The organism is Streptomyces sp. NPDC101234 (assembly GCF_044767525.1).
Taxonomy (GTDB): domain Bacteria; phylum Actinomycetota; class Actinomycetes; order Streptomycetales; family Streptomycetaceae; genus Streptomyces; species Streptomyces sasae.
In genome coordinates, this window is the sequence record NZ_JBIWOA010000002.1 from 669,681 (window position 1) to 686,347 (window position 16,667).

The 16,667-nt window shown below is 71.1% G+C and carries 15 protein-coding genes; 12 read left to right on the forward strand and 3 right to left on the reverse strand.

All coding sequences use genetic code 11. The annotated features are described in order from the left end of the window. Positions 1-223 precede the first annotated feature (223 nt). Entirely contained in the window at positions 224-1,486 is a 1,263-nt protein-coding gene (locus ACIRR9_RS06330; RefSeq protein WP_403748110.1) for a hypothetical protein, read from the forward strand. Positions 1,487-1,512: 26 nt separating this feature from the next. Here ACIRR9_RS06330 and ACIRR9_RS06335 read toward each other — a convergent pair whose 3' ends face one another. Beyond that, positions 1,513-2,517, reverse strand: coding sequence for an ATP-binding protein (locus ACIRR9_RS06335; protein WP_403748113.1), 1,005 nt, complete (start codon positions 2,515-2,517; stop codon positions 1,513-1,515). 76 nt (positions 2,518-2,593) lie between these two features. On the opposite strand from ACIRR9_RS06335, the gene ACIRR9_RS06340 reads away from it, so the two are divergent. After that, on the forward strand, positions 2,594-3,418 hold the full coding sequence (locus ACIRR9_RS06340; RefSeq protein WP_403748116.1) for an oxidoreductase: 825 nt from the start codon (positions 2,594-2,596) through the stop codon (positions 3,416-3,418). Between the two features lie 380 nt (positions 3,419-3,798). On the opposite strand, the gene ACIRR9_RS06345 is transcribed toward ACIRR9_RS06340, so the two are convergent. After that, entirely contained in the window at positions 3,799-4,635 is an 837-nt protein-coding gene (locus ACIRR9_RS06345; RefSeq protein WP_316771147.1) for an HAD family hydrolase, read from the reverse strand. 570 nt (positions 4,636-5,205) lie between these two features. Between ACIRR9_RS06345 and ssd the strand changes: the two genes are divergently transcribed. The 7 genes from ssd (at position 5,206) to ACIRR9_RS06380 (ending at position 10,311) form a co-directional block, all read left to right on the forward strand. Continuing rightward, positions 5,206-6,303, forward strand: a complete 1,098-nt coding sequence (gene ssd / locus ACIRR9_RS06350; protein WP_403748119.1) for a septum site-determining protein Ssd — start codon at positions 5,206-5,208, stop codon at positions 6,301-6,303. Further along, the gene (locus ACIRR9_RS06355) at positions 6,300-7,481 is read left to right on the forward strand and encodes a TadA family conjugal transfer-associated ATPase (protein WP_403748121.1); all 1,182 of its coding nucleotides are present in this window, start codon (positions 6,300-6,302) and stop codon (positions 7,479-7,481) included. Before ssd ends, ACIRR9_RS06355 begins: the two co-directional genes overlap by 4 nt. Before the next feature lie 66 nt (positions 7,482-7,547). Beyond that, the gene (locus ACIRR9_RS06360; RefSeq protein WP_403748124.1) at positions 7,548-8,408 is read left to right on the forward strand and encodes a type II secretion system F family protein; all 861 of its coding nucleotides are present in this window, start codon (positions 7,548-7,550) and stop codon (positions 8,406-8,408) included. After that, positions 8,405-9,184, forward strand: a complete 780-nt coding sequence (locus tag ACIRR9_RS06365) for a type II secretion system F family protein (RefSeq protein WP_403748126.1) — start codon at positions 8,405-8,407, stop codon at positions 9,182-9,184. The genes ACIRR9_RS06360 and ACIRR9_RS06365 overlap by 4 nt, the downstream gene beginning before the upstream one ends. 59 nt (positions 9,185-9,243) lie before the next feature. Beyond that, positions 9,244-9,432: a DUF4244 domain-containing protein gene (locus ACIRR9_RS06370; RefSeq protein ID WP_316771153.1), complete on the forward strand. Its 189-nt coding sequence runs from the start codon at positions 9,244-9,246 to the stop codon at positions 9,430-9,432. A gap of 28 nt (positions 9,433-9,460) precedes the next feature. Further along, a complete protein-coding gene (locus ACIRR9_RS06375) occupies positions 9,461-9,790 on the forward strand; it encodes a TadE family type IV pilus minor pilin (RefSeq protein WP_403748129.1) in 330 nt (109 codons plus the stop codon). A 137-nt stretch (positions 9,791-9,927) separates the two neighbouring features. Then, positions 9,928-10,311, forward strand: a complete 384-nt coding sequence (locus ACIRR9_RS06380) for an Rv3654c family TadE-like protein (protein ID WP_403748192.1) — start codon at positions 9,928-9,930, stop codon at positions 10,309-10,311. Here ACIRR9_RS06380 and ACIRR9_RS06385 read toward each other — a convergent pair. After that, the gene (locus tag ACIRR9_RS06385) at positions 10,268-12,730 is read right to left on the reverse strand and encodes a DEAD/DEAH box helicase (RefSeq protein WP_403748132.1); all 2,463 of its coding nucleotides are present in this window, start codon (positions 12,728-12,730) and stop codon (positions 10,268-10,270) included. The two genes, ACIRR9_RS06380 and ACIRR9_RS06385, sit on opposite strands and share 44 nt — an antisense overlap. Before the next feature lie 81 nt (positions 12,731-12,811). On the opposite strand from ACIRR9_RS06385, the gene bldG reads away from it, so the two are divergent. The 3 genes from bldG to ACIRR9_RS06400 all read left to right on the forward strand — a co-directional run bounded on the left by bldG (position 12,812) and on the right by ACIRR9_RS06400 (position 16,560). After that, positions 12,812-13,153, forward strand: coding sequence for an anti-sigma factor antagonist BldG (gene bldG / locus ACIRR9_RS06390; RefSeq protein ID WP_010986038.1), 342 nt, complete (start codon positions 12,812-12,814; stop codon positions 13,151-13,153). Between the two features lie 239 nt (positions 13,154-13,392). Beyond that, positions 13,393-13,827: an ATP-binding protein gene (locus tag ACIRR9_RS06395; RefSeq protein WP_403748134.1), complete on the forward strand. Its 435-nt coding sequence runs from the start codon at positions 13,393-13,395 to the stop codon at positions 13,825-13,827. 324 nt (positions 13,828-14,151) lie between these two features. After that, the gene (locus tag ACIRR9_RS06400) at positions 14,152-16,560 is read left to right on the forward strand and encodes a sodium-translocating pyrophosphatase (protein ID WP_403748136.1); all 2,409 of its coding nucleotides are present in this window, start codon (positions 14,152-14,154) and stop codon (positions 16,558-16,560) included. Positions 16,561-16,667: the final 107 nt, after the last annotated feature.

The window sequence follows — 16,667 nt, forward strand, 5'->3', positions numbered from 1 at the left end:
CAGTAAACGAATCGTAATGCAGAGTAAAGGTCAGGCATGGATTATCTGCGCAAATGGGGCATCGATTCGCCTCGTTGGGTGAAGTGAGCAGTTCATCGGCTTGTCGTATTAATCCCTCTCTCGGTCCTATGCGACCTTGGCGGCGCTGTCGGCACATACCCGGCACATCGCCATAAAACGCCGTCACCGGCGTTCGCCGAGAGAAGGAAGAAGGTGGGCGGAATTGGCCGCCACCCAGAGGATCGCCGTCGGCGCCGTGGCCGCCGCGGCCTGTGCCGCGTCGCTCGCCAGCTGCGCGACCGGCACCAACTCCAAGGAAGGGGCATCCGGGCCGCAGAAGGGAGCACCGGCGCCCCAGAGCGTGGTCCGTCTGATCGGCGACGGCTCCACCGCGTACACCGGGGCCCAGCCGCATCTGCCCGTGCCCGAGCGACTCAAGCCCGGTGAGAAGCCCCCGCAGTTCGTGGTGTTCTCGTGGGACGGCTCGGGTGAGGACAGCCAGAAGCTGTTCTCGCACTTCCGCAAGGTCGCCAGGGAGAACAACGCGACCATGACGTACTTCCTCAGCGGCGTCTACATGCTGCCCGAGGAGAAGAGGGACCTCTACCGGCCTCCGCAGCACTCACCCGGCCGCTCCGAGATCGGCTTCAACGACGAACAGGGCATCGCCGACACGGTCAAGCAGCTCCGGCTGGCCTGGCTGGAGGGCAACGAGATCGGCACCCACTTCAACGGGCACTTCTGCGGCCCCGACGGTGGGGTCGGCGAGTGGTCGGTGCCGGAGTGGAAGAGCGAGATCGCCCAGGCCAAGCAGTTCGTGAAGACCTGGAAGACCAACACGGGCATGAAGGACGCCGCACCGCTGCCCTTCGACTACGACAAGGAGCTCATCGGCGCCCGCACCCCCTGCCTGGAGGGGCAGAAGAACTTCACGCAGGCGGCCCGGGAGTTGGGCTTCCGCTATGACACCAGTGGTGTCAACGACCAGGTCTGGCCCAAGAAGAAGGAGGGGCTGTGGGATCTGTCGATGCAGCTCGTCCCCTTCCCCGGCCACACCTTCGAGCAGCTGACCATGGACTACAACTTCATGGTCAACCAGTCCGGCACCTCGACCCAGGGCGACCCCGACAAGTACGACTACTGGGGCGACCAGATGCGTGACGGGCTGCTCCAGGGCTTCAACCGGGCCTACAACGGCAACCGGGCGCCGCTCGTCATCGGCAACCACTTCGAGTCCTGGAACGGCGGCACCTACATGCGCGCCATCGACTCGGTCGTCGAGAACGTGTGCAACAAGCCCGAGGTGCGCTGTGTCTCCTTCCGTCAGCTCGCCGACTGGCTGGACGCCCAGGATCCGCAGGTCCTGGCGAGCCTGCGCACCCTGAACGTGGGCGAGGCCCCGCGGCAGGGCTGGGCGTCCTTCCTGTCCGGCCGTCCCGCCCCGGCGCCGAAGGGGGTGCCCGGGGCGCCGGCGGTCAGGCAGTAGGCGACGGACGGGGGCCGGCGGCACCGTCAGGCGGGTGCCGCCAGTCCCTCGCCGAGCACGAAGCCGGGGTCGATCTGTGCCGCCAGGTCGGTCCCGGTGCGCTCATTGCCCCAGGAGAGGGCGTTCTTGAGATGGAAGTGGACCATCTGCCGGGTGTAGCGCTCCCAGTCCCGCAGCTCGTGCGTCGCGTCGGCGGCCACCTTGAGGGTGTGCAGGGCGCGGGAGTTGGCGTCCTCCAGGAGCTCGAACCGGGGCGGACGGCCCTTCTCCATGGCGCGCACCCAGTCCGAGTGCCCGACCGTGACCAGCAGGTCGCCCCCGACCTCCGCGCGGAGGAAGTCGATGTCGTCCTGTCCCTGCACCTTGTTGCCGACGACCTTCAGCACGACGCCGAAGTCCCGGGCGTACTCCTTGTACTGGCGATAGACGGAGACCCCCTTCCGGGTCGGCTCGGCGACGAGGAACGTGATGTCGAAGCGGGTGAACATGCCGGAGGCGAAGGAGTCCGAACCCGCGGTCATGTCGACCACGACGTACTCGTCGGGGCCGTCGGCGAGGTGGTTCAGGAACAGCTCCACCGCACCCGTCTTGGAGTGGTAGCAGGAGACCCCCAGGTCGGCGTCCGTGAAGGGCCCGGTGACCATCAAACGGACGGCGCCGCCGTCGAGTTCCACCGGCCGCGCACACGCGTCGTACACCGGGTTGGGCTCCCGCACCCGGACCAGCCGTGAGCCTTCGCCGGGCGGGGTGGTCTTGATCATCGTTGCGGCGGAGGTGATGCGCGGGTTGTTGCCGCGCAGGTAGTCCTTGATCAGGGAGAGCCGCTCACCCATCGCGGGCAGTGCCGCCGACTCCGCGTCGTCGAGGCCGAGCGCGGGACCCAGGTGCTGGTTGATGTCGGCGTCGACGGCGACGACCGGCGCGCCGGCGGCCGCCAGGTGGCGGATGAACAGGGAGGAGAGCGTGGTCTTGCCGCTGCCGCCCTTCCCGACGAAAGCAATTTTCATGTTCACGAACGGTAGTCGGCACATAGCTGTATGTGTCGAGTGGAGTGAAGAAGACCACTCCTTCGTGGAGCGGAAGGGAGGGGTGCGTACTGTCGTACTCATGAGTACGACAGGTGCGAGCGCCGATCCGCTCGCGGTGCTGGGCTCGCTGCCCGGTGTGGCCGAGTCCGTGGAGTCCGTGCGCAAGGCCGTGGACCGGGTCTACGGGCACCGGGTCATGCGCCGCCGCAGCCACGCCGTCACCTCCGAGGCCGCGCTGCGCGGTGCCCGGGGCAGTGCCGCACTGTCCGGTGCCGACTGGGCGCTGGAGGAGGTGCGGCGGCGCTCCGACTTCGGTGTCGACGACGACGCGCGCGTGGTGGGCGCGGCCCTGCGGCTGACCGCCGAGGCGGGCCAACTGCTGTCCATCTGGCGGCAGTCGCCGTTGCGGGTGCTGGCCCGGCTGCACCTGGTGGCGGCCGCGACGGGCGGTGACGAGGTCGGCCGGCCGCGCCGGGCCGGGGAAGCGGCCGACGAGCCGCTGGTGGAGCTGCCGCTGCCGGACGCCGACGAGGTGTCCGGGCGCCTGGACGGGCTCTCCGAGATGATCATCGCGGGGACGCAGGCGCCCGCGCTGGTGACGGCCGCCGTGGTGCACGGCGAACTGCTCGCGCTGCGGCCCTTCACGTCGTACAACGGGCTGGTCGCCCGCACGGCCGAGCGGATCGTGCTGATCGGCAGCGGTCTCGACCCCAAGGCGATCTGCCCGGCCGAGGTCGGCCACGCCGAACTGGGCCGCGCCTCCTATCTGGCGGCCCTGGACGGCTATGTCTCCGGCACTCCGGAGGGCATGGCGGCCTGGATCGCGCACTGCGGGCGCGCGGTCGAGCTGGGTGTGCGCGAGTCGACGGCGGTGTGCGAGGCGCTGCAGCGCGGAGCGGCGTGAAGGTGTCCCGGTAGGCGGCCGAAAAGGGTTGCGGCGGTACGAGTCCTCGTACCGCCGCTGGCATGTTCACCGGGTTACCAAGCGTCCTCGATATGTCGCCCATCAGGTCGGTGCTTTGCCCGTCACCTGGTGCGGCTGGCCCGTAATCGACGGGTCGACGTCGCGTGGGTGCTCGGTGTTCATGCGGGGTCCGTGGGGCCAAATGCGTTTTAAAGGTGATCCTCTCGGATGTCCTTTGGTCTCGCGGGCCGCTAACCCCTTTGTACTGCAAGCCTGGAGCAAGCGGAAGCCCTGCCTACAGTTCTTTACTTTTAGGTTCAAAGACGTACTAAAGGGATGCGGATGGGCCGAACGGGTGAAAAAAGGGGGAGAGGGCTGGGTCAGGCGACCGTGCTCCGGCGCCGGCTCGCGTACCAGACCAGGCCCGCGGTGGCGGCCGCCGCCCCTATGGCGGCAGCGGCGACCAGGGCGGGGCGCGGCGGTGCGGAGATCCGCTGCTTGAGCCGTACCGGACGGTGGAAGTCCAGAATCGGCCAGCCGCGCGCGAGTGCCTCGCGGCGCAGCGCGCGGTCCGGGTTCACGGCGTGCGGATGCCCGACTGCCTGGAGCATCGGCACGTCGGTCGCCGAGTCGCTGTAGGCGTAGCAGCGGTCGAGGTCGTACCCCTCGGAGGCGGCCAGTTCGCGGATGGCCTCCGCCTTCGTCGGGCCGTACGCGTAGTACTCGACCTCGCCGGTGTAGCAGCCGTCGTCGCCGACGACCATGCGGGTGGCCACCACCCGGTCGGCGCCCAGGAGTTCGCCGATCGGCTCGACCACCTCGGCGCCCGAGGTGGACACGATGACGACGTCCCGGCCGGCCCGGTGGTGCTCCTCGATGAGGGAGGCGGCCTCGTCGTAGATGATCGGGTCGATCAGGTCGTGCAGGGTCTCGGCGACGATCTCCTTGACCTGCTGGACATTCCAGCCACGGACGAGACCGGACAGGTATGCGCGGGTGCGCTCCATCTGGTCATGGTCCATACCGCCGACCATGAAGACGAACTGGGAGTACGCGGAGCGCAGCGCCGCCCTGCGGTTGATCAGACCGCCTTGGTAGAACGACTTGCTGAACGTGAGCGTGCTCGACTTCGCAATGACCGTCTTGTCCAGGTCAAAGAAGGCCGCTGTGCGGGGCAAGGAGTGGTTTTCCACGACCCGAGCATAGGCGCCCACCATTCGGCGTAAGGTGGGGCGTGTGGGTTTGCCTGAGAGGTCTCTCGGGTACACCATGGAAGTCACGGATCGTTCGCGACCGTGCTAACCCGGTCCGGCTCCTCCCCCCCCGAGTCGGCCGTGGAGACGACCCCCACTCTCCCCCCCGGTGGGGGTCGTCGCATGTCCGGGTGGGTTTTTCGTCTCTCTCGCGGGCCATACGGCCTTGATCGGGCGGCCGCGGTCGCCCTTCTTCTATGCCCATGATCCGTCACCCTGGGTAGTCGTGGCGCTGCTCTGTGGAAGTCGCGCAGGGCGCAGGACGGGCCTCACCGGTATGGGTGACAGCGATATTCACAACCGCCGAGTTGTCCACAGTTTTGGACCAAGATCCACACGATTTCCCGGTTCGCTGCACCGTGATTCCAGCGCGCTCCGGCAGCGGCGAGTTCATGGCCGGTTCCGATTGCCGGGCGCCATTGGCCGGTTTCTGTCGGCCGTGCATATGGAGGCCGCTTGCCGGTTCTTCACACGTTTGGGAATCGCGTGGCCGCAGTGGCCGCGCGCAAGAACGCAGCCAAGGGGGAAGCTCACGTGGCCGGAACTGTCACCCACGAACCGCCGTACGCCGCCTCGGGACGGCCCGGACGTCCGATGATCGTCACCGAGGACGCCGAACTCCTCGACGACCTGTTGCGTCTGTGCGCCGCGGCCGGCGCCAAACCCGAGGTCCATCACGGCGTACCCGAACGCGGCGGCGGCTGGGAGTCCGCCCCGCTCGTCCTGGTCGGCGACGACGCCGCGCGGCGGCTGCGCGGGGCCGTGCGCCGCCGGGGAGTGGTCCTGGTCGGCCTCGACCAGGACGACCCCGATGTGTGGAAACGGGCCGTGGAGATCGGCGCCGATCACGTCCTGATGCTGCCCGACGGCGAGCAGTGGCTGGTGGACCGGATCGCCGACGTCGTCGAGGGGGTCGGCCGCCCGGCCCTCACCGTCGGGGTGATCGGCGGCCGGGGCGGGGCCGGTGCCTCCACGCTGGCCTGCGCGCTCGCCGTCACCTCCGCGCGGGAGGGACTGCGCACCCTGCTCGTGGACGCGGATCCGCTGGGCGGCGGACTCGATGTACTCCTCGGCGGCGAGACGGCCGAGGGTCTGCGCTGGCCCGCCTTCGCCGCCTCGCGCGGCCGGCTCGGCAGCGGCGCCCTGGAGGAGTCGCTGCCCGAACTGCACTCGCTGCGGATCCTCAGCTGGGATCGCGGCGACAGCGTGGCGATCCCGCCGCCCGCCGTCCGCGCGGTGCTGGCGGCCGCCCGACGGCGCGGCGGCACCGTCGTCGTCGACCTGCCCCGCCGGCTGGACGACGAGGTCAGGGAGGTCCTTGCGCAGCTCGACCTCTGCGTCCTGGTGGTCCCCGCCGAACTCCGCGCGGTCGCGGCCGCCGGCCGGGTGGCGGCCACCGTCGGCATGGTCGTGCGCGATCTGCGGGCGGCGGTACGCGGGCCGTACGCGCCCGGGCTGGACGACCACGAGGTGGCCCGGCTGCTCGGACTGCCGCTGGCCGGCGAAGTCCCCGTCGAACCGGGCCTGTCCCGCCCCCACCGCAAACCACCCGGTTCCGCCGCCCGCGGACCACTGGCCCGCTTCTGCAAGGACTTCTGGGAGCGGACGCTGGTCGAGGCGGGTGGCGTATGAAACCCGGCACCGCGGGCGCGGACGGCCCGGCTCTCCTCGACGGCGTACGGCGCTGGCTCGCCGAGAGCGGCGCCGAACCGACCCCCGCACGCGTGGCACAGGCGCTGCGCGAACAGGGGCGCGTGCTCGGCGACGCCGAGGTCCTCGGCGCGGCCGAGCAACTGCGCTCCGAACTCGTCGGCAGCGGCCCGCTGGAACCCCTGCTCGCCGACCCCACGGTCACCGACGTCCTGGTGTCGGCCCCGGACCGGGTCTGGGTGGACCGCGGCGGCGGCCTGGAACTGACCCCGGTCGCCTTCCCGGACGCGGCGGCCGTACGACGCCTCGCACAGCGGCTGGCCGCGGTGGCCGGGCGGCGCCTGGACGACGCACGGCCCTGGGCGGACGCCCGGCTGCCCGACGGCACCCGGCTGCACGCGGTGCTGCCCCCGGTGGCGATCGGCTGCACCTGCCTGTCGCTGCGGGTCGTGCGCCCCCGGGCCTTCACGCTCGGCGAACTGGTGGCGGCCGGGACCGTGCCACCGGGCGGCGACCGGATCCTGCGCGCGCTCATGGCGGCCCGGCTCTCCTTCCTCGTCAGCGGCGGCACCGGTACCGGCAAGACGACCCTGCTGAGCGCCTTGCTCGGCCTGGTCGGAGCGGGGGAGCGGATCGTGCTCGCCGAGGACTCCGCCGAGCTCCGGCCCGAACATCCGCATGTCGTACGGCTGGAGACCAGACCCGCCAACCAGGAGGGTGCCGGTCTGGTCACCCTGGAGGACCTGGTCCGGCAGGCGCTGCGGATGCGGCCCGACCGGCTCGTCGTCGGCGAGGTGCGCGGGCCCGAGGTGGTGCACCTGCTGGCCGCGCTGAACACCGGACACGAGGGCGGGTGCGGCACGGTGCATGCCAACGCGGCCGCGGACGTACCGGCCCGCCTGGAGGCCCTCGGCACGGCCGCCGGTCTGGACCGGGCCGCCCTGCACAGCCAGTTGGCGGCCGCGCTGTCGGTGGTGCTGCACCTCGTGCGGGACCGCGCGGGCCGTCGGCGGATCGCCGAGGTGCATGTGCTGGAGCGGGATCCCTCGGGGCTGGTGCGGACGGTACCGGCGCTGCGCTGGGGCGCGGAGGCGTTCGCACGGGAGCGCGGGTGGGAGCGGCTGCGGGAACTGCTGCGCAGTGATGGCGGCGATCCGTGAGTCCGAGGCGGTCGAGTGCTCCGAACCGAAGTGGCCTGAGTTGCATGAGTGGAAAGGGCGTGGGTGATGGGTGAGACGACGTTCGGCGCGGTCGTGGTGTGCGGTGGGGTCATGGCGTGGCTCCTGGCCGAGCGGCAGCGCGAGGTGCGGCGGACACGGCTGCTGCTCACCGGTGGCGGGGTGGTGGCCAACGGGCCGCCCTCCTGGGAGCGGACGGTCGGGGAACTCCGGCGGCTGTGCGGCCGGTGGCGGGATGAGTGGTGGGCGTTGGCCGTCGGTGTCGCGCTGGCTCTCCTTGCCGCCTCGGTGATTCCGGTCCTCGCGGGAGCGGCCGGGGTGCCGGTCCTGCGCCGGGTACGGCTGGCACGTCAGGCGCGGCGGGTCCGGGAGGCGCAGGCCGACGCGGTGATCGCGCTGTGCGGAGCGCTCGCCGGCGAGGTGCGCGTGGGACGGCAGCCCGGTGAGGCGCTGCTGCGGGCCGCAAGGGACTCCGGCGGGCTCGGCGAGGCGCAGGCGGCCGTGGTCGCGGCCGCGCGGTTCGGCGGGGATGTGCCCGGCGCGCTCGCGGTGGCGGCGCGCCGGCCGGGCGCCGACGGTCTGCTGGGTCTCGCGGCCTGCTGGCGGGTGGCCGTCGACCAGGGCGCGGGACTTGCCGCCGGCCTCGACCGCCTGGACGCGGCCCTGCGCAACGAGCGGGACCAACGTGCCGACCTGCGCGCCCAGTTGTCGGGCGCCCGCGCCACCGCCGTGATGCTCGCCGCCCTGCCCGCCCTCGGCCTTCTGCTCGGTTCCGCCATGGGCGCCGATCCGCTGCGCGTACTGCTGCACACCGGGGCCGGGCTGGGCTGCCTGGCCGTCGGCGCGATGTTCGAGGGCGCCGGGATGTGGTGGGCGGCCCGGATCGTACGGGGAGCTGAGGCGGCATGAGCGCGGAGGCTGTCCACAGGCTGGGGGTGACGGTCGCGGTGCTGTCGGCCCTGGGCTGGGCGGTGTGGCGACTGGAGTCGGCCCGGCGCAGGCGCTGGGCCAGGCACAGGGTCGCCGAACTGCTGGCCCTGGAGCGGACGGAGAAGCACTCCGACGTCACAGGCGCCGTCCGCAGGTGGTTGCCGGTCGTCGGTGTGGTGTGCGGCGGCTGGGTGCTGGTCGGCGGGGTCGTCGGCGCGTTGCTGGGGCTGGGCGCCGCCGCGGGGCTGTGGCGGTGGCGGCGCCGGGACGGGGACGGGGAGCGGGCGACTGAGGCGGAGACGGCCGAGGCCGCTCGCCAACTCCCCCTGGCCTCGGACCTCCTGGCCGCCTGCATCGCCGCCGGGGCCGGTCCGGTGGTCGCCGCCCAGGCCGTCGGCGAGGCCCTCGGCGGACCCGTCGGGGAAGGGCTGGCGCGGGGCGCGGCGGAGGTACGGCTGGGCGGCGAACCCGCGGACGCCTGGCGGCGGTTGGCGGCACTGCCGGGTGCGGACGCCCTGGCCCGGCTGCTGGAGCGCGCGGACGAGTCCGGGCTGCCGGCGGCCGCCCCGGTCGCCCGGCTCGCCTCGGACGCCCGCGCGGAGTGGGCCCGGAGCGCGACCGCGCGGGCGCGCCGGGCGGCGGTGCTGATCTCCGCGCCGGTGGGGCTGTGCTTTCTGCCCGCGTTCATCGCGGTCGGGGTGCTGCCCGTGGTGATCGGGCTGGCGGGCGGGGTGATGCGAGGGGGTGGTGGATGAGAGCGGCGACAGCAGGGCCGACAACAGGAAGTGATTTCAGGAGAGTCGAAGGAGTCGAGATGTACCAGAAGATCCAGAGGATGCGGAATGTGCTTCGCCGGGACGAGGGCATGGTCACGTCCGAGTACGCGATGGGGATCATCGCCGCCGTCGGGTTCGCGGCGGTTCTCTACGCCGTCGTGACGAGCGGTGAGGTCAGTGCGGAACTCCAGGACATCGTGAAACGAGCGCTCAGTGCGCGGATGTGAGCGGGGGCGTGCCGCGGACCGCGGGTTCGTGACGGCGGAGGCGGCCGTGGTGCTGCCGGTGCTGGTGGCGTTCACGATGGCGCTGGTGTGGGGGCTGCTGGTGGTGGCCGCCCAGATCCAGTGCGTGGATGCCGCCCGCACCGGGGCGCGGGCCGCTGCGCGGCAGGACGCCGAGGACGCGGTGGTCGCGGTGACGAAGGAGGCGGCGCCGGACGGGGCGACGGTCACGATCGGCAGGGAGGGTGATCAGGTTCGGGTGACGGTGGTGGCGAGGCCGCCGGTGCTGCATGCGCTGCCGTTCGAGGTGCGGGAGTCGGCGGTGGCGTTGGCGGAGGGACCGACGGGGGCGGCGCCGTGAAGGGCCGGTTTGGGGCGGTGGTCGGGTGGCTGCGGGCCGGTGGGGGCTGGTCGCGCAGTTCCCCGCGCCCCTACGGGGCGCTTGATCGAGGCTCTGCCACCGTGTGGAGCGTCGGTGCGATCGCCGCTCTGTGTGTTGTGTTCGGCATCGTGCTCGGTCTGGGGCAGGCCGTGGTCACGCGGCACCGTGCCGCCGGTGGTGCCGACATGGCCGCGCTCGCGGCGGCGGACCATTGGGCCGAGGGGGCTACGGCGGCCTGCGCCAGGGCCGACGGCGTGGCGCGGGCGCAGGGCACCCGGCTCACGCGGTGCGTGGTCGTGGGTGACGTCTCGGACGTGACGGCGGCGTCGGGAGCGGGACCGTTCGCGGCGGAGGTCAGGGCCAGAGCGGGCCCGGCGACCGATTCCACGGGCGACGCCTGCAGCGCGCCCCGTAGGGGCGTGGGGACCTGCGTGACCGGCCCCCACGCAGCCGCACTCACGCAACCACCTGCTCCGGTGCCCCCTTCAGCAGGACCGTGAGCAGCCGCACCGCTCCCCGCTTGTGCAAAGGATCGTTGCCGTTCCCGCACTTGGGCGACTGGATGCAGGAAGGGCACCCCGCGTCGCACTCACACGCGGCGATGGCGTCACGTGTGGCCGAGAGCCAGGTGCGGGCCGTGTGGAACGCGCGTTCCGCGAAGCCCGCGCCGCCCGGGTGGCCGTCGTAGACGAAGACCGTCGGGAGCAGCGTGTCGGGGTGCAGCGGGATCGACACGCCGCCGATGTCCCAGCGGTCGCAGGTCGCGAAGAGCGGGAGCAGGCCGATGGAGGCGTGCTCGGCGGCGTGCAGGGCGCCGCCGAGGATCTCCGGGTTGATCCGGGCCTCGTCGAGCTGGTCCTCGGTGACCGTCCACCACACCGCGCGGGTGCGCAGCGTACGGGGAGGGAGGTCGAGTTTCGTCTCGCCCAGGACCTCGCCGGTGATGAGCCGGCGGCGGAGGAAGGAGACCACCTGGTTGGTGACTTCGACGGAGCCGTAGCAGAGGCGGCCGTCACCCCAGGGGATCTCGACGTCGGTCTCCAGCACGGAGATCGCGGTCGTGTCGCGGGCGACCGTGGAGTACGGCGGCTCGGCCTGTTCGACCAGGGCCACCGAGTCCTCCAGGTCGAGGTGGCGTACGAGGTAGGTGCGGCCCTGGTGGAGGTGGACCGCGCCCTCGTGGACGGTGGAGTGCGCGGCGCCGGCGTCCACCGTGCCGAGCAGACGTCCGGTGCCTTCCTCGACCACCTGCACCGGGCGGCCGCCCTCGCCGCGGATGTCGGTCAGCTCGGCGGCCCGCTCCCGGCGGGTCCAGTGCCAGGCCTTGGTGCGACGGCGCAGCAGCTTCGCGGCCTCCAGCTGCGGCAGCAGTTCCTCGCAGGCGGGCCCGAACAGGTCGAGGTCCTCGTCGGTGAGCGGGATCTCGGCCGCGGCCGCGCACAGGTGCGGGGCGAGGACGTACGGGTTGTCGGGGTCGAGGACCGTCGATTCCACCGGTTGGTCGAACAACGCCTCGGGATGGTGGACGAGGAAGGTGTCCAGTGGGTCGTCGCGCGCGACCAGGACGGCGAGGGCGCCCTGGCCGGAGCGGCCCGCGCGGCCCGCCTGCTGCCACACAGAGGCCCTCGTACCCGGGTACCCGGCGATCAGTACGGCGTCGAGCCCGGAGACGTCCACGCCCAGTTCCAGGGCCGTTGTGGCGGCAAGCCCGAGGAGTTCCCCGGAGTGCAGCGCGCGTTCCAGGGCGCGCCGCTCCTCGGGGAGGTAGCCGCCGCGGTAGGCCGCGACACGCCGGGAGAGGGAACGGTCGACCTCGGCCAGCCGTTCCTGGGTGATGACGGAGATCAGCTCCGCGCCGCGCCGGGAGCGCACGAAGGCGACCGACCGCACGCCCTGCACGGTGAGGTCGGTCAGCAGGTCGGCGGTCTCGGCGGTGGCGGTACGGCGGACGGGGGCGCCCTTCTCGCCGTGCAGCTCGGTCAGCGGCGGCTCCCAGAGGGCGAAGACCAGCTCGCCGCGCGGGGAGGCGTCGTCGGCGATCTCCACGACCGGCAGGCCGGTGAGGCGGCGGGCGGCGACGGCCGGTTCGGCGGCGGTGGCGGAGGCCAGCAGGAAGACCGGGGACGCGCCGTAGCGGGCGCACAGGCGGCGCAGCCGGCGCAGCACCTGGGCGACGTGCGAGCCGAAGACGCCCCGGTAGGTGTGGCATTCGTCGACGACGACGTACTTCAGCGACTTCAGGAAGGAGGACCAGCGCGGGTGCCCGGGAAGTATCCCGCGGTGCAGCATGTCCGGGTTGGTGAGCACGTAGTTGGCGTACTGGCGGACCCACTCGCGTTCCTCGTACGGCGTGTCGCCGTCGTACACGGCCGGGCGTACGGCGTTGCCGAGCGGTTGTGAAAGTTCCTTCACCGATCGGCACTGATCCGCCGCGAGGGCCTTGGTGGGCGCGAGGTAGAGGGCGGTGGCGCCCCGGCCGTTGGGGGCCTCGGAGCCTTCCAGGAGGGTGGAGAGGACGGGCACGAGGTACGCCAGGGACTTGCCCGAGGCGGTGCCGGTGGCGACCACCACCGAGTCGCCGTCCAGGGCGTGCTCGGCGGCCAGGGCCTGGTGCTCCCAGGGATGCTCGATGCCGCACTCCTGTACGGCCGCGACGACCTCCGCACGAATCCGGTCAGGCCAGACGGCATGCCGACCGGCGCGCGGGGGCAAGTGCTCCGTATGAGTGATGCGCGAAGCCCGGCTCGGCCCGGAGGCGAGCCGGTCCAGGACCGTGCCCGGAGAGAACCCGGACGCGGTCGGAACCGAGGGTCGATCGGATCGGTGATTTATGGCCATCGGGACCGAGTGTGTCACTGGAGTGACGGACAATGGGGCCAAGGCGTCGTGCACGCCTGCCGGTAAGTGATTGAATGCCATCGCGGCTGGCGAACGTCCCAGGGGCCGCAAGCCGAAGTGCCCCAAGGGGCGACCGCTCGATAGCAAGGTGCTGGAGGATCCGTGGACCTGTCCCTGTCGACCCGTACCGTCGGCGATCGTACGGTCGTCGAGGTCGGTGGCGAAATCGACGTATATACCGCGCCCAAGTTGCGCGAGCAGCTGGTCGAGCTGGTGAACGACGGGAATTTCCACCTCGTCGTCGACATGGAGGGCGTGGACTTCCTCGACTCCACCGGGCTCGGCGTGCTGGTGGGCGGCCTTAAGCGGGTGCGTGCCCATGAGGGTTCGCTGCGCCTGGTCTGCAACCAGGAGCGCATTCTGAAGATCTTCCGCATCACCGGCCTCACCAAGGTGTTCCCGATCCACACCTCGGTCGAGGAAGCGGTGGCGGCCACCGACTGACCCCGGGCCGGCCGACGGCACCCGGACCGCCATCGGTCCGCGCCGCTCCGGCCGGCCTCCGACACGAGCCCGTACAGAGCTGTGCGCCCGCCCGTGTCGCCCCCGCCCGCTCGGGCCCGCGTGCCCGTGCCAACAGCCGTTCACGGGTCACAGGCCCTATGGCGGACGCAATTCATCGGGGGTCCGGGTTCTCGGCGGCCCGGCCCCCCATCGCACGCCCGTAGTTCCGAGGGGGACGTATGGCCACCGTTGAACTCCGCTTCAGCGCGCTGCCCGAGCACGTCCGCACCGCCCGACTGGTGGCGGCGGCGGTGGCACGCAGGGCCGGAGTGGACGAGGCCGTTCTGGACGAAGTCCGGCTGGCCGTCGGCGAGGCCTGTTCCCGCGCCGTAGGTCTGCACCAGAGCGCCGGCATCATCGAGCCGGTGCGGGTGGCGCTGATCGAGGAGGAGAAACAGTTCTCCATCGAGGTCGGCGACGAGGCACCCCGTTCCGCTCCGGGTGACCGGGCGCCCGGTGGCGCGGCGGACGTGGACGCGGAGGCCGAGGAGGACGAGATGGGCCTCGCGGTCATCAGCGGCCTCGTCGACGACGTGGAGGTCACCGCCGGTGAGAACGGCGGGCTGATCCGCATGACCTGGCCGACCGCCTCGCCGGGGATCGCGCTCGCCTGAGAGTCACCTGAACAAGCAGGGCCCTGCTGAGCAGGGCCCTTCTTGTTATTTTCCGTCGGATGTCATCCGGTCGCCGAATTCGTGAAGGAATTCACGATCAATGCCCGGTAGATCGCCCGATAATTTGATCAAGCGTCGATTGCTCCAGTTGTGATCGTCAATGCTTTTAGGGCGTTACCACTTTCGGGTTCGATGGCATGACCTCGATCATTTGCTGAAGAGCACGAGAAGGCCAATTCCGTTTACCGTCCCCTGTTGAGATCACTCCGGGGTACCTAGAATCCGTCCACATCTTGAGCTCAGCCCAAGCGTCAAGGAGGACGAATGGCGGGGCTTTCTACCCCTCAACAGTTGGGCCACCCCTCAACCCTCGCGGCCGCGGTCCTGACCGACGGCAACCGGGTCCTGGTGGCGGTGATCGCCGCTGTGGCGCTGGCCGCGCTCGTGGTCGCCTGGATCCTGGTGCGTCAGGTGCTCGCCGCGGGCGAAGGCACCGACAGCATGAAGAAGATCGCGGCGGCGGTCCAGGAAGGCGCGAACGCCTATCTGGCCCGGCAGTTGCGCACCCTCGGCGTATTCGCCGTCGTGGTGTTCTTCCTGCTCCTGCTGCTGCCCGCGGACGACTGGAATCAGCGCGCCGGCCGATCGATCTTCTTCCTGATCGGCGCGGCCTTCTCGGCGACCACCGGCTATATCGGCATGTGGCTCGCCGTACGCAGCAATGTGCGGGTCGCCGCGGCGGCCCGCGAAGCAACTCCGGCGGAAGGAGAACCGGAAAAGGATCTCACCGCTGTCGCGCACAAAGCCATGAAGATCGCTTTCCGCACGGGCGGCGTGGTCGGCATGTTCACGGTGGGGCTCGGCCTGCTCGGCGCCTCCTGTGTGGTGCTGGTCTACGCGGCCGACGCGCCGAAGGTGCTCGAAGGCTTCGGCCTCGGAGCCGCCCTCATCGCCATGTTCATGCGTGTCGGCGGCGGCATCTTCACCAAGGCCGCCGACGTCGGCGCCGACCTGGTCGGCAAGGTCGAGCAGGGCATTCCGGAGGACGACCCGCGCAATGCCGCGACCATCGCCGACAACGTGGGCGACAACGTCGGCGACTGCGCGGGCATGGCGGCCGACCTCTTCGAGTCGTACGCCGTGACCCTGGTCGCCGCGCTGATCCTCGGCAAGGCCGCCTTCGGCGACTCCGGTCTCGCCTTCCCGCTCCTGGTGCCGGCGATCGGCGTGCTCACCGCGATGGTCGGCATCTTCGCGGTCGCCCCGCGCCGCAGCGACCGCAGCGGCATGAGCGCCATCAACCGCGGCTTCTTCATCTCCGCGGTGATCTCGCTGGTGCTGGTTGCGATCGCGGTCTTCGTCTATCTGCCCGGGAAGTACTCCGACCTCGCCGGCATCACGGACGCGGCCATCAGGGGCAAGGACGGCGACCCGCGCATCCTCGCGCTCGTCGCGGTGGCCATCGGCATCCTGCTGGCGGCCGTCATCCAGCAGCTGACCGGCTACTTCACCGAGACCAACCGGCGTCCGGTCATGGACATCGGCAAGACCTCGCTGACCGGCCCGGCCACCGTGGTCCTCGCCGGAATCTCGGTCGGCCTCGAATCGGCCGTCTACACCGCCCTGTTGATCGGCCTGAGCGTCTACGGCGCGTTCCTGCTGGGCGGTACGTCCATCATGCTCGCGCTGTTCGCGGTCGCGCTGGCCGGCACCGGCCTGCTCACCACGGTCGGCGTGATCGTCGCCATGGACACCTTCGGGCCGGTCTCCGACAACGCCCAGGGCATCGCCGAGATGTCCGGCGACGTCGAGGGCGCGGGCGCGCAGGTGCTCACCAACCTGGACGCGGTCGGCAACACGACCAAGGCCATTACCAAGGGCATCGCGATCGCCACCGCCGTCCTCGCGGCGTCGGCGCTCTTCGGGTCGTACCGGGACGCCATCACCACGAACGTGCAGGACGTGGGCGCCAAACTGACCGGTGCGGGCTCCCCGTTGACCCTGTCCATGGACATCTCGCAGCCCAACAACCTCGTCGGCCTCATCGCCGGCGCGGCGGTCGTCTTCCTCTTCTCCGGACTCGCCATCAACGCCGTGTCGCGTTCGGCGGGCGCGGTGGTCTACGAGGTGCGGCGGCAGTTCCGCGAGAAGCCCGGGATCATGGACTACACGGAGACGCCCGAGTACGGCAAGGTCGTCGACATCTGCACCAAGGACGCCCTGCGCGAGCTGACCACGCCGGGACTGCTCGCCGTGATGGCGCCCATCTTCATCGGTTTCACCCTCGGCGTCGGAGCCCTCGGTTCCTACCTCGCGGGTGCGATCGGGACGGGCACCCTGATGGCGGTGTTCCTGGCCAACTCCGGTGGCGCCTGGGACAACGCCAAGAAACTCGTCGAGGACGGCCACCACGGCGGCAAGGGCAGCGAGGCCCACGCCGCCACGGTCATCGGCGACACGGTCGGCGACCCCTTCAAGGACACCGCGGGTCCCGCGATCAACCCGCTGCTCAAGGTCATGAACCTGGTCTCACTGCTCATCGCGCCCGCGGTGATCAAGTTCTCCTACGGCCATGACAAGAGCATCGGCGTCCGGATCGTGATCGCGGTCCTCGCACTGATCGTGATCGTCGGGGCGGTGTACGTCTCCAAGCGGCGCGGCATCGCCGTCGGCGACGACGAGGACAGCTCCGAACGCGTGGCCAAGTCGGCCGATCCTGCGGTGGTTTCGTAGGCGGTCTTACGACGGCCACCATGGCCCTCGCGAGGGGGCCGGCCAACGAGCGGGCGGATGGCGTGTGTTGACGCGCCGTCCGCCCGTTTCGCGTCCCTGCGCCCGCG